Raw genomic sequence first — 13,067 nt, forward strand, 5'->3', positions numbered from 1 at the left:
ACCGTGACTACAGCGACCACCGGACAGCGCTTCCGTGAGTTCAGGATGCCGGACGTCGGCGAGGGACTCACCGAGGCCGAGATCCTCACCTGGCACGTCGCCCCCGGCGACAAGGTCAGCGACGGCCAGATGGTCTGCGAGGTGGAGACCGCCAAGGCCGCCGTCGAGCTGCCGATCCCGTTCGACGGAGTGGTGCACGAGCTGCGCTTCGGCGAGGGGACGACGGTCGACGTCGGAGAGGTGATCATCACCGTCGACACCGACCCGGACGCCGGGGACGCCGAGGTGCCCGCGGGCCGGCCGCAGGCCCCCGAGCCCGTGGCCGAGGCCGCTCCCGTGGAGGAGGAGAAGCAGGAGCGCCAGGCGGTCCTGGTGGGCTACGGCCCGCGGACCGGCACCGCCAAGCGCCGCCCGCGCAAGGCGCCCGCCGCGCCCGCCGCACCGGCCGCTTCGGGGACCGCCACCACGGCGACCGCCGCCGCCTTCGCCCCCGCGGTGGAGCCGGCACCGGCGCCCGAGCCCGTGGCCGCGCCCCAGCCGACCGGCGGCAAGGCCCTCGCCAAGCCCCCCGTCCGCAAGCTCGCCAAGGACATGGGCATCGATCTGGCCGAGGTGGCGGCCACCGGGCCCGGCGGCAGCGTCACCCGCGAGGATCTGCACGCGTTCGCCGCCGCCCGCACCGAGCAGGCCGCGCCCGCGGCGGCCGAACCGGCCCCGCAGGCTCCCCCGGCCCCCGCGGTGGCGCCCGCCGTGACCGCCGCGCCCGGCGAGCGCGAGACCCGGGTGCCGGTCAAGGGCGTACGCAAGGCCACCGCCCAGGCGATGGTCTCCAGTGCCTTCACCGCGCCGCACGTCACCGAGTTCATCACGGTCGACGTCACCCGCACGATGAAGCTGGTCCGCGACCTCAAGGAGGACCCGGACATGGCGGGGGTGCGGGTGAACCCGCTGCTCATCGTGGCCAAGGCCTTCCTCGTCGCGATCAAGCGCAACCCGGAGGTCAACGCCGCCTGGGACGAGGCGAACCAGGAGATCGTGTACAAGCACTACGTCAACCTGGGCATCGCCGCGGCCACTCCCCGTGGGCTGATCGTCCCGAACATCAAGGACGCGCACGCCAAGACCCTGCCGGAGCTGGCCACCTCCCTGGGCGAACTCGTCGCCACCGCCCGCGAGGGCAGGACGAGTCCGCTCGACATGCAGGGCGGCACCGTGACCATCACCAACGTGGGCGTCTTCGGCATCGACACCGGCACCCCGATCCTCAATCCCGGGGAGTCCGCGATCCTCGCCTTCGGCGCGGTCAAGCCGCAGCCGTGGGTCCACAAGGGCAAGGTCGTCCCGCGCGACGTGACGACGCTGGCGCTGTCCTTCGACCACCGCCTGGTCGACGGCGAGCTGGGCTCCAGGGTCCTCGCCGACATCGCGGCGATCCTGGAGCGCCCCAAGAGGCTCATCACCTGGGCGTGAACCGGCGTTCGGCCCGGCGTGCGTCGACCGGCGAACAAATCGGTCATGGCGTTGTCGGTCATGGCGTTGTCGGTCACCGCGTCATCGGCCAGGGCGCAGCCGGTCCACGGCGGCCCCGGGCGGAGATCTCCGCCCGGGGCCGCCGTGTTCGGGCCTGCCGCCGTGTTCGGGGCCGCCGGTCGCGCTCGTCGGCCGCCGGGCGGGCTTCAAGCCGTCGCCGACGCACTGGAAGCCGTCGCCGGTCGCGGCGGTCACGCCGCACAGCGCTTCGTCCGCATCGCGGAACGCCCTCGTGACGCATCCCTGTTGTATCTATGATGCATTCATCATGCCTGCCGCAGCCCCCACCCCCACCGCCGCCACTTCCCGCGTCCCCGCCGCCGACCGGGTGTACGCCCACGTCAAACAGGCCGTGCTCGACCGCAGTTACGAGGGCGGGACGCTGCTGACCGAGGGAGACCTCGCCTCGGTCCTCGGGGTCTCGCGCACCCCCGTGCGCGAGGCGCTGCTGCGCCTGGAGGCCGAGGGACTGCTCAAGCTCTACCCGAAGAAGGGCGCCCTCGTGCTGCCCGTCTCGGCCCAGGAGATCGCCGACGTCGTCGAGACCCGGCGCCTCATCGAGGAGCACTCCGTCCGCAAGGCCGTGCCCGCCCCGGCGCGCCTGATCGAGCGCCTGGAGGAACTGCTCGTCCTCCAGAGCGAACTGGCCGCCTCGGGCGACCTCTCCGGATTCGCCGCCGCCGACCGCGCCTTCCACGCCGCCATCGTCGCGACGGCCGGCAACCGCATCCTCGAGCAGCTCTACGACCAGCTGCGCGACCGCCAGTTGCGGATGGGTGTGGCCGTGATGAACGCCGAGCCCGACCGGGTCAACAAGAACATCGCCGAGCACACCGAGATCCTCGAGGCCCTGCGCGGAGGCTGCCCCGACAAGGCCGCGGCCCTGGTCCACCGGCACGTCAGCTGGGTGCAGGCACTGGTGAGGGGGATATGAGCTCCGCGCACCTCCGGATGCCCAACGACCCGCCGGGCGGCCGCAGGGCCGCCCTCGTCTGGGGCATCGGCGTCCTCGTCTACGTCATCGCGGTCGTCCACCGCAGCAGCCTCGGCGTCGCCGGGATCGACGCGGCCGACCGCTTCGGCGTGGGCGCCTCCGCGCTCTCCTCCTTCTCCATCCTCCAGGTGCTCGTCTACGCCGGAATGCAGATCCCGGTCGGGCTCCTGGTGGACCGCCTCGGCACCAAGCGGGTGCTGAGCCTGGGCATCGTGCTGTTCACCGCGGGACAGCTCGGCTTCGCCCTCTCCCACGCCTTCGCCCCCGCCCTGGTCTCCCGGGCGGTGCTCGGCTGCGGTGACGCCATGACGTTCGTCAGCGTCCTGCGGCTGGGCGCGCACTGGTTCCCCGCCCGCCGCGGCCCCCTGATCGCCCAGTGCGCGGCGCTGTTCGGCATGGCGGGCAACCTCGTCAGCACGCTGCTGCTCGCCCGCATGCTGCACACCGCGGGCTGGACGCCGACGTTCACCGGAACCGCCGCGGGCGGCGCGCTGGCGCTGATACTCGTCGTGCTGTTCCTCAAGGACCGGCCCGACGCAGGTCCGCGGCGGGCCCCGGCCGAGAAGACGTCACCCGCGCGGCTGCGCGAGCAGATCGCCAGCGCCTGGCGTGAGCCCGGCACCCGCCTCGGCCTGTGGACCCACTTCACCACCCAGTTCTCCGCGATGGCGTTCCTGCTGCTGTGGGGCATGCCGTTCCTGGTGGAGGCCGAGGGGCTCAGCCGGGAGACGGCCGGTGAACTGCTCACGCTCGTGGTGGTGTCGAACATGGTCCTGGGCATCGTCTTCGGCCAGGTCATCGCCCGCCACAACGGCGCCCGGATGCCGCTCACCCTCGCCGTCGTCGCCACGACCGCGCTCGCCTGGGTGGCGGTGCTGGCCTGGCCCGGCGAGCACGCGCCGATCGGGCTGCTGGTGGCGCACGCCGCCGTGCTGGGGGCGTGCGGACCGGCGTCGATGATCGGTTTCGACTTCGCCCGGCCCGCGAACCCGCCGGAGCGGCTCGGCACCGCCTCCGGCATCGTCAACATGGGCGGCTTCGTCGCCACCATGATCACCCTGTTGGCCGTAGGAGTGATCCTGGACGCGGTGGACGGCGGCCGCGGTGGCACGCCGTACAGCGCGCACGCCTACCACATCGCGTTCTGCTCGGTCTTCGTCCTCCAGGCGATCGGCCTCACCCAGATCCTGCGGCTGCGCCGCCGGGCGGCCATGCTGGAACGGGAGCGGATCACCGTGAGCCGCGTCGAGACGGTCCACGTCCCGGCCAAGGCCGCCTGAGGGCGGCGACGACCGCGCGGGACCGACCGCGCGGGACCGACTGCGCGACAACGACCGGGCGAGGGCCGGTCCGGTCGCGTCGGCCGCGTCGGCGCCGGGGATCGGCGCCAGGGAGGGGTCGCTCGCGTCAGGGAGTGACGGCCAGGTTCTCCAGCACCCGGCGGCCGAGCTCCTCGTCGCCCTCGAGCTTGACCTGCGCAACGTGCGCGCGGATCCGCCCGCACTGCAGCAGGACGTACATCTCCCAGTCCATCGACAGGGTGACGGCCGGGCCCAGCGAGACACTGGCGTCGACGCTGCCCCGTCCCTCGGCGTTCACCCGCACGGTGCGCATGAACTCCACGGCACCGTGCACGTCGAAGACCACCGCCGAGTTCGGCGGAGCGCCCGCGCCCTTGGCCACGGCCTTGGGGAGCGACTGGATGAGGAAGTCCCGTGTGACGATGGCGCCGGGCGAGTCGAGGTTGCCCGGTCGGCCGAGGGCGCGGCGGACGTCCTGCTCGTGCACCCACACATCGAACGCCCGGCTGATGAGCTGGGCCTCCAGGGTCTCCTCCTTGCCCGTCACACCGCGCACGGTCGCGTCGGGCTCACGGGTCTCGTTCCGCAGCTGGCGGCTGCGCCGGATGATCGTGTACTCCAGCTCGCCCGTCATCTCCGGCCCCGTGTGGCAGCGCCGCACGTCGACCGGCACCTCCATGTAGCGCGAGGTCTCGTCCACGACATGGCGCAGATCTCGCGGCAGCGAGTGGATGGGACGCGGATCGCCGAGGATCTCCGACTCGATCGCGATGACATGGGAGACCACGTCGCGCACCGACCAGCCGGGGCACGAGGTCGCACGGTTCCACTCCCCCTCGGAGAGCGGAGCGCACAACTCGGATATCGCTTCGATGGAGTGGGTCCAGGCGTCGACATAGGGCTGGAGATTCTGATGGACGGTCACGTGACCCCTCGAACGTTTCGGAGCGCGCTGGTCTGAGTCGCTAAGTTACGCTGCCCACGGGCACCGTGGCAGTGCTTTCGAATGACGATGGTAGGGCCGAACGCAGGGTCCGGACTCATGGGCGGTGGTACTGTGCGCGCTGCGCTGATGCAGATCGACGTACATCCGGACGAGAGTGTCGATTCACGGCGATCCCGGGTGGCCGACCTGGTCCGCGCGCAATCCGGGGCGGATCTGGTGGTCCTGCCGGAGCTGTGGCCCACGGGTGCCTTCGCGTACGACCTCTGGGAGGACACCGCCGAGCCCCTGGACGGCCCGACGGCCACGGCGATGTCCGGCGCCGCCCGTGACGCGGGGGTGTGGCTGCATGCGGGCAGCATCGTGGAGCGCGAGGCCACCGGCCCCGGCTCCGCCGAGGGACCGGGGCGGCCGGGGCGGATGTTCAACACCTCGCTGGTCTTCGGCCCCGACGGCGAGCTGCGCCGGACCTACCGCAAGATCCACCGCTTCGGCTTCGACGAGGGCGAGGCCGTCGTCATGGGCGGCGGCGAGCAGATCGCCACCGCCGCCACCGCACACGGCACCTTGGGCCTGGCCACCTGCTACGACCTGCGCTTCCCCGAGCAGTTCCGGCTGCTGGTGGACGCGGGCGCGGAACTGCTGGTGATCCCCGCGGGATGGCCCGCCCGCCGCCGTGAACACTGGCTCCTGCTGGCCCGCGCCCGCGCCGTGGAGTCCCAGGCGTTCGTCCTGGCGTGCTGCTCGGCCGGAACCCACGCCGGGGTGGAGCAGGCGGGGCACAGCCTCGTCGTCGATCCGTGGGGCGAGGTGCTGGCCGAGGGCGGCACGGACGAGGAGGTCCTCGTCGTGGACATCGACCCCGGTCAGGTGGCCAAGGTCCGCGCCGACTTCCCCGTCCTGCGCGACCGCCTGCTGGGCCTGCCGGTTCCCCCGCGTCGCTAGTCGCTCCCGCGTCGCTAGCCGGTCCCGCGTCGCTAGCCGCTCCTCGCGCTCCTGGCCGCTTCTCCTGGCCCGGCCGTTTCCCGCCCCTGGCTGTTTCCCCGCGCCCATGGCTGTTTCCCCGCGCTCCTGGCCGTTTCCCCCAGGCCCGGGCCCCGGGCCCGCCCCGCGTCCGCCCGAGTGGCGGCACCGGCTCTGAGCCATCAGGGTGACTAGGAGACGCACAGTCCACAGGGAGGCACTCCATGCCCGAGGTCATCGCCCCCTACCCGCCCGGAACCCCGTGCTGGGTGGACCTGATCGTCCCCGACCAGCCGGCGGCCCTCGACTTCTACCACCAGCTCTTCGGCTGGACGGGTGAGATCGGTCCGCCCGAGTACGGCGGCTACGCGGTCTGCTCGCTCAAGGGCAAGCCCGTCGCCGGCATCATGGCCCGCCCGCAGGCCCCCGAGGACCAGGCCGTACCGACGGCCGCGTGGACCACCTACCTGGCCTCCGCCGACGCCGACGGGACCGCCCGCTCCGTGACCGACAACGGCGGAGTCGTGCTGATGCCGCCGACCGAGGTCCCCGCGATGGGCCGCATGCTGATCGCCGCCGACCCCGCCGGAGCCGCGTTCGGTGTGTGGCAGGCGCTGGAGTTCTTCGGGTCCCGCGTCGTCAACGAGCCCGGCTCCCTCGTCTGGAGCGAGCTCAACACCACCGACCCCGAGGCCGCAGCCGCCTTCTACCCCCGCGCCATCGGCATCGGCGTCGCTCCGATGGAGGGCATCCCCGGCTACCACGGCCTCGATGTGAACGGCCGCGTGGTCGGCGGTATGCAGCAGATCGGCGACGACTTCCCACCCGGGACCCCGCCGCACTGGCTGCCCTACTTCTCGGTCGGCGGCACCGACGCCACCGTGGACACGCTGGTCAAGGCAGGCGGCGGCACGATCAGACCCGCTTTCGACATGCCCGCGGGCCGTATGGCCGTCGTCCACGACCAGCAGGGCGCCGTCTTCGCCATCATCGACGCCACCGGCCCCGAACCCGACTGGGGCTAGCCCTCCGGGCTTGCGCGGCCGGTCCCCGGTGGCCCCGCCCTGCCTCCCGCCGGACGGGGGCCACCAGGCATGCTGGTAGCCATGAGCAACCAGGAGAAGGCGCCCCGGCGCGCCCGCGTGCGCGCTCCGGAGCTGCTCGGCAAGGGCGGATGGATCAACACCGGAGGCCGCGGTCTGCGGCTGGCCGACTTTCGGGGATCCGTCGTGATCCTCGACTTCTGGACCTTCTGCTGCATCAACTGCCTCCACGTCCTCGACGAGCTGCGGGAGCTGGAGGAGAAGCACCGGGACACCGTGGTGATCGTCGGGGTGCACTCGCCCAAGTTCGTTCATGAGGCCGACCACCAGGCGGTGCTCGATGCCGTCGAGCGGTACGAGGTGCGTCACCCCGTGCTCGACGATCCCGAGCTCGCCACCTGGAAGCAGTACGCCGTCCGGGCCTGGCCGACGCTGGTGGTCATCGATCCCGAGGGGTACGTCGTCGCCCAGCACGCGGGTGAGGGGCATGCGCACGCCCTGGAGACGCTGGTCAGCGAGTTGGAGGCCGAGCACGCCGCCAAGGGGACGCTGCGCCGGGGCGAGGGACCCTATGTGCCGCCGGAGCCCGCCGCCACCGATCTGCGCTTCCCCGGGAAGGCGCTGCTGCTGCCCTCGGGAAACCTCCTGGTCTCCGACTCCACCCGGCACGCCCTGGTCGAGCTGGCCGAGGACGGGGAGACGGTCGTGCGCCGGATCGGCGACGGCACCCGCGGCTTCCGGGACGGACCGGCCGAGAGCGCGCGCTTCAGCGAGCCCCAGGGCCTGGCCCTCCTGCCCGACGGCGGTGTGGCCGTCGCCGACGCCGTCAACCACGCGCTGCGCCGCTTCGACCCCGCCACCGGTGAGGTGGCCACCCTCGCCGGCACCGGCAGGCAGTGGTGGCAGGGCTCGGCGACGAGCGGCCCGGCCCTCGCGGTGGATCTGTCGTCGCCGTGGGACGTGGCCTGGTTCGCGGACCGGCTGTGGATCGCCATGGCCGGGGTCCACCAGCTGTGGAGCTACGACCCCGGGGACGGCACGGTGGCGGCGGCGGCCGGTACGACCAACGAGGGCCTGGTCGACGGGCCCGCGGCCGAGGCGTGGTTCGCTCAGCCGTCAGGGCTGGCCGCGGCGACGGACGACGCCCCCGGCGGGGCCAGGCTGTGGATCGCCGACTCGGAGACCTCAGCGCTGCGGTATGTGGTCCAGGACGCCGACGGTTTCACCGTGCACACCGCCGTCGGCACCGGGCTGTTCGACTTCGGGCACCGGGACGGGGCCGCCGAGCAGGCCCTTCTCCAGCATCCGCTGGGCGTCACCGTCCTCCCTGACGGCTCGGTCGCCGTCAGCGACACCTACAACCACGCGCTGCGCCGCTACGACCCCGCGACCGGCGAGGTGACGACGCTCGCCACGGATGTGCGTGAGCCGTCCGATGCCGTGCTGGTGGGGGAGGACATCGTGGTGGTGGAGTCGGCCCGCCACCGGCTGACCCGGCTGCGGCTGCCCGAGGACGCGGTGCGGGTGGAGGCCGCCGCCCACCGCACGCAGCGCCCGGCGACCGAGGTCGCCGCGGGGCCGTTCCGCCTCGATGTGGTCTTCTCCGCGCCCGCTGGGCAGAAGCTGGACGAGCGCTACGGCCCCTCGACGCGCCTGCTGGTCGGCTCGACCCCGCCGGAGCTGCTGGCCGAAGGGGCGGGCGCGGGCACGGATCTGAGCCGCGAGGTCGTCATCGCCGGGGACGGTCCGGTCGAGGGGGTGCTGCATGTCTCCGCCATGGCCGCCTCGTGCGACGACGATGCGGACATCGAGTACCCGGCCTGCCATGTCCACCAGCAGGACTGGGGAGTTCCGGTGCGGATCGTGCCCGGTGGCGCCGGACGCCTTCCGCTGGTCCTGGCGGGCATGGACGCCTGAACGGCTCCCCGCGCCCCGGGGCCATTACCTGTGACGTCATCGACGGTCCCCGCGCCCGATGGGAGATTGAAGGCGTTCCGCGAGCTCGCGGAACGCCGACTCCCGTCGAGGCAAAGGGGATCCGCCATGAGTGACATCGACTTCGACCAGCTCGTCGACCGCTACATCGCCGTCTGGAACGAGAGCGACACCGCCCGCCGAGCCGATGCGGTGGCCGCGGTCTTCGCCGAGGACGGCACCTTCACCGATCCGCTCTCGGACGTGCGCGGCCATGAGGGCCTGGAAGCCGTGATCGCGGGCGTTCAGAAGCAGTTTCCCGGCTTTGTCCTGCGGCGGGGCGGCCCGGTGGACGGCCACCACGGCATCGCCCGGTTCACCTGGGAGCTGGCGCCCGAGGCCGGTGGCGAGGCGCTCGTCGTCGGCTTCGACACCGTCGTCGTGGGTGAGGACGGGCGGATCGCCACCGTGCTCGGCTTCTTCGACAAGGTGCCCGCGGCCTGAGCGGGCGTCACGCGCCTGGAGCGGGCGTCAGTCGTAGTACCTGTGCTCCTCCACCACGGGAGCGGCGGGGGACGGCGGCTGCATACGCCGCCGCTTGAAGATGCTGACGTAGGCCGCGATTCCGATGACGCCGACGCCCATCAGGATGAGTCCGATCAGGTCGACGTTCGCGCCGGCCAGGTGCCAGTTCACCCCGAAGGTGAGGATGGCGCCCACGGCGATGAGTGCGATGCAGCCGCCGATACCCATGGGGAGTGTCTCCTTGTCTCTCGGGTGTTCACCCGGTCTGGGGCTGCGCCTACCCGCACTCGGCGGCGGTATGTTTCCCGGCCCGTGAGCCGCGGTCGCGAAGGAACCCGACGCGCAGGGGCGGCGGCGGTGTTGTCCACCGCCGCCGCCCCTTGGCACTCCAACGCTCCATGCCGTCCCGGTCACCGCTCAACGGCCGCCCCGGCCAGGGCTCGAGGGCCGCCCCGGTCACCGTTCGACGGCCGCCGGGATGCGCGTTCACTCCTCCACGAACGACTTGAGCGCGCTCGCCAGCAGGAATGGGTCGTCGGCGCCGCACAGTTCGCGCGAGGAGTGCATCGACAGGGCGGCCACCCCCACGTCCACCGTGTGAATGCCCAGGCGGGCGGCGGTGATCGGGCCGATGGTGGTGCCGCACGGCATCGAGTTGTTGGAGACGAACGCCTGCCACGGCACCGCCGCCCGCTCGCAGGCACGGGCGAAGACCGCGCGTCCCACCCCGTCGGTGGCGTAGCGCTGGTTGACGTTCACCTTCAGGATGGGGCCGCCGTTGGGCAGCGGGTGGTGGCCCGGCTCATGGCGGTCGCTGTAGTTGGGGTGCACGGCGTGGCCCATGTCGGAGGACAGGCACACGGTGCCGGCGAAGGCACGGGCGCGGTCCTCGAGCGAGCCGCCCCGGGCGGCGATTGAGCGCTCCAGGACATTGCCGAGCAGCGGCCCCTGGGCGCCGGTGTCGGATTGGCTGCCGTTCTCCTCGTGGTCGAAAGCGGCCAGGACGGGGATGTGGCGCGGGTCGCTGTCGGTGACCGAGGTGAGGGCCGCGGCGCCCGCGTGGACGGAGAGCAGGTTGTCCAGGCGGGGGGCGGCGAGCAGTTCACCGTCCCGGCCGAGGTAGGCGGGCGGCTGGATGTCGTGGACCATCAGGTCCCACCCGGCGATGTCGTCGGCGTCGACGTCCGCCTCCTCGGCGACGAAGGCGATGAGCGCGCCCTCCTCGACCCGGCCGAGTCCCCAGACCGGGGTGAGGTGGCGCTGCTTGTCCAGCGTCAGGCCCTCGTTGGCGGAGCGGTCGAGGTGGATGGCGAGCTGGGGGACGCGCAGGAGCGGGCGGTCGATGTGGACCAGGCGGGTGGAGCCGTCGCGCAGGGCCAGGCGCCCGGACAGGCCGAGGTCGCGGTCGAGCCAGGTGTTGTGCAGCGTGCCGCCGTAGAGCTCGACGGCGATCTGCCGCCAGCCCGCGGAGCCGGTGTCCGGGATGGGCTTGACGCGCAGGTTGGGCGAGTCGGTGTGCGCGCCGATGATGCGGAACGGGGTGGCGGCGGTGGCGCTTTCGGGGACGTACCAGGCGATCAGCGCGCCTGCGCGGATCACGTACCGGCCGCCGGCGGAACCGCTCCACGCCTCCGTCTCCGACAGCTGCCGGTACCCCGCCTTCTCCAGGCGTTCGGCCGCGCTCGCGACCGCGTGATAGGGGGACGGGCTCGCGCTGAGGTAGGCGATCAGGTCGTCGGTGTGGGTCCGGTCGAAGGCCGTGGCCATGGTCTGCCTGCTTTCTGGAGCGTTTCCTCGCTGTGTCCTCGCAGTGCCAATCTACAAAGTCGTAGTACAAAACGTCCCCCGCACCGGGAGCCACCGGTGCGGGGGACTTCTGGGCCTTCTGGGTCCGCTCCCCGTCCGTTTCGCGGGCGGCTCGCGGGCGGGGAGGGGACCGTCGGGCGGACTAGAACGCCTCTTCGGGCAGCTCCATGATCTCGTTGTCGATGGACTCGGCGAGCGAGCGCTGGGTGGCGACGAGCGGCAGGACGTTGCGCGCGAAGAACTTCGCGGCGGCGACCTTGCCGGTGTAGAAGGACTTGTCCTTCGCCGACGCGGTCGGGAGCTTGTCCAGTGCCACGCAGGCCTGGCGCAGCAGCAGGTAGCCGATGACGACGTCGCCGCTGGCCATGAGCAGGCGGGTGGTGTTCTGGCCCACCTTGTAGATGTTCTTGACGTCCTGCTCGGTGGCCGCGAGGTCGGTCAGCATGGTGCCGACGATCGCCTCGAGGTCGACGGCGGCCTGGGCGAGCAGGGCGCGCTCGGCCGCGAGCTCCTCGCCGCCGGTCTCCGTTCCGAGGAACTTCTTGATCTCCTCGGACAGGGTGGTGAGCGCCTGGCCCTGGTCGCGGACGATCTTGCGGAAGAAGAAGTCCTGGCCCTGGATCGCCGTGGTGCCTTCGTAGAGGGTGTCGATCTTGGCGTCCCGGATGTACTGCTCGATCGGGTACTCCTGGAGGTACCCGGAGCCACCGAGGGTCTGGAGGGACTGGGCGAGCTGCTCGTAGGACTTCTCCGAGCCGTAGCCCTTGACGATGGGCAGGAGCAGGTCGTTGAGACGGTGCGAGACGGAGGCGTCCTCGCCGGCGGCCTCGGCGGCCTGGATGTCGTCCTGGACGGAGGCGGTGTAGAGCACGAGGGCGCGCATGCCCTCGGCGTACGCCTTCTGCGTCATGAGCGAGCGGCGCACGTCCGGGTGGTGGGTGATGGTGACGCGCGGCGCGGTCTTGTCGGTGAACTTCGCCAGGTCGGCGCCCTGCACCCGCTCCTTGGCGTACTCGAGGGCGTTGAGGTAGCCGGTGGAGAGGGTGGCTATGGCCTTCGTGCCGACCATCATCCGGGCGAACTCGATGATCTTGAACATCTGGCGGATGCCGTCGTGCTTCTCGCCGAGCAGCCAGCCCTTGGCCGGGTGGTTGGCGCCGAAGGTGATCTCGCAGGTGTTGGAGACCTTCAGGCCCATCTTCTTCTCGACGTTGGTGGCGTAGGCGCCGTTGCGTTCGCCGAGCTCGCCGGTCTCCCAGTCGAAGTCGTACTTCGGCACGATGAACAGGGACAGGCCTTTCGTGCCGGGGCCGTGTCCCTCGGGGCGGGCGAGCACGAAGTGGATGATGTTCTCGGACATGTCGTGCTCACCGGAGGTGATGAAGCGCTTCACGCCCTCGATGTGCCAGGTGCCGTCCTCCTGCTCGACCGCCTTGGCACGGCCGGCGCCCACGTCGGAGCCCGCGTCGGGCTCGGTGAGCACCATGGTGGAGCCCCACTGCTGGTCCACCATCAGCTTGGCGATGCGCTGCTGCTCCTCGGTGCCCTCCTCGAAGAGGACGCCCGCGAAGGCGGGGCCGGAGGAGTACATCCACACGGCGGGGTTGGAGCCCAGCACCATCTCGGCGTAAGCCCAGGTCAGGGAGCGGGGCGCGTTGGTGCCGCCGATCTCCTCCGGGATGCCCAGGCGCCACCACTCGGCGTCCATGAACGCCTTGTAGGAGTTCTTGAACGACTCCGGTACGGTGGCCGTGCTGGTGTGCGGGTCGAACACCGGGGGGTTCCGGTCGGCATCGGCGAACGACTCGGCCAGCTCGTTGCTGGCGAGGCGCTCTATCTCGCTCAGGACGCTGCGTGCGGTGTCCACGTCCATCTCGGCGAACGGTCCGGTGCCGTAGAGCTTGTCGCGGCCGAGTACCTCGAAGAGGTTGAACTCCAGGTCGCGGAGATTTGACTTGTAGTGGCCCATAGCAACAGCTCTCCGTTTTCCCAGGGCGGTAGTCTGCTTACCAATCGGTAGCACCCCACTATGCTACTGGTGAGTAACA

The 13,067-nt window shown here is 71.6% G+C and carries 11 protein-coding genes; 7 read left to right on the forward strand and 4 right to left on the reverse strand.

Features of this window, described 5'->3' with window-relative positions:
* The first annotated feature begins 3 nt into the window (after positions 1-3).
* The 3 genes from IEY86_RS08215 (at position 4) to IEY86_RS08225 (ending at position 3,804) form a co-directional block, all read left to right on the forward strand.
* Entirely contained in the window at positions 4-1,470 is a 1,467-nt protein-coding gene (locus IEY86_RS08215) for a dihydrolipoamide acetyltransferase family protein (RefSeq protein ID WP_189130890.1), read from the forward strand.
* Between the two features lie 328 nt (positions 1,471-1,798).
* Positions 1,799-2,464: a GntR family transcriptional regulator gene (locus IEY86_RS08220; RefSeq protein WP_189130891.1), complete on the forward strand. Its 666-nt coding sequence runs from the start codon at positions 1,799-1,801 to the stop codon at positions 2,462-2,464.
* Positions 2,461-3,804: an MFS transporter gene (locus IEY86_RS08225; protein WP_189130892.1), complete on the forward strand. Its 1,344-nt coding sequence runs from the start codon at positions 2,461-2,463 to the stop codon at positions 3,802-3,804. Before IEY86_RS08220 ends, IEY86_RS08225 begins: the two co-directional genes overlap by 4 nt.
* Positions 3,805-3,931: 127 nt before the next feature.
* Here IEY86_RS08225 and IEY86_RS08230 read toward each other — a convergent pair whose 3' ends face one another.
* Positions 3,932-4,750: a maleylpyruvate isomerase family mycothiol-dependent enzyme gene (locus IEY86_RS08230; RefSeq protein ID WP_189130893.1), complete on the reverse strand. Its 819-nt coding sequence runs from the start codon at positions 4,748-4,750 to the stop codon at positions 3,932-3,934.
* A 132-nt stretch (positions 4,751-4,882) separates the two neighbouring features.
* Here IEY86_RS08230 and IEY86_RS08235 point away from each other — a divergent pair, with 132 nt between their 5' ends.
* The 4 genes from IEY86_RS08235 (at position 4,883) to IEY86_RS08250 (ending at position 9,192) form a co-directional block, all read left to right on the forward strand.
* Positions 4,883-5,713, forward strand: coding sequence for a carbon-nitrogen family hydrolase (locus IEY86_RS08235; RefSeq protein ID WP_189131079.1), 831 nt, complete (start codon positions 4,883-4,885; stop codon positions 5,711-5,713).
* 242 nt (positions 5,714-5,955) lie between these two features.
* Positions 5,956-6,756: a VOC family protein gene (locus IEY86_RS08240; protein ID WP_189130894.1), complete on the forward strand. Its 801-nt coding sequence runs from the start codon at positions 5,956-5,958 to the stop codon at positions 6,754-6,756.
* A gap of 81 nt (positions 6,757-6,837) precedes the next feature.
* Entirely contained in the window at positions 6,838-8,691 is a 1,854-nt protein-coding gene (locus IEY86_RS08245; protein ID WP_189130895.1) for an NHL domain-containing thioredoxin family protein, read from the forward strand.
* A 126-nt stretch (positions 8,692-8,817) separates the two neighbouring features.
* Positions 8,818-9,192: a nuclear transport factor 2 family protein gene (locus IEY86_RS08250; protein WP_189130896.1), complete on the forward strand. Its 375-nt coding sequence runs from the start codon at positions 8,818-8,820 to the stop codon at positions 9,190-9,192.
* Between the two features lie 27 nt (positions 9,193-9,219).
* On the opposite strand, the gene IEY86_RS08255 is transcribed toward IEY86_RS08250, so the two are convergent.
* From IEY86_RS08255 to IEY86_RS08265, 3 genes are all read right to left on the reverse strand, one after another.
* Positions 9,220-9,441 carry a hypothetical protein gene (locus IEY86_RS08255; protein WP_189130897.1) on the reverse strand — a complete coding sequence of 74 codons (222 nt, stop codon included), beginning with the start codon at positions 9,439-9,441 and terminating at the stop codon, positions 9,220-9,222.
* Between the two features lie 258 nt (positions 9,442-9,699).
* Positions 9,700-10,980, reverse strand: a complete 1,281-nt coding sequence (locus IEY86_RS08260; RefSeq protein WP_189130898.1) for a M18 family aminopeptidase — start codon at positions 10,978-10,980, stop codon at positions 9,700-9,702.
* 181 nt (positions 10,981-11,161) lie between these two features.
* A complete protein-coding gene (locus IEY86_RS08265; RefSeq protein ID WP_189130899.1) occupies positions 11,162-12,988 on the reverse strand; it encodes an acyl-CoA dehydrogenase in 1,827 nt (608 codons plus the stop codon).
* Positions 12,989-13,067: the final 79 nt, after the last annotated feature.

This window comes from Wenjunlia tyrosinilytica (genome assembly GCF_014646055.1).
Lineage (GTDB): Bacteria > Actinomycetota > Actinomycetes > Streptomycetales > Streptomycetaceae > Wenjunlia > Wenjunlia tyrosinilytica.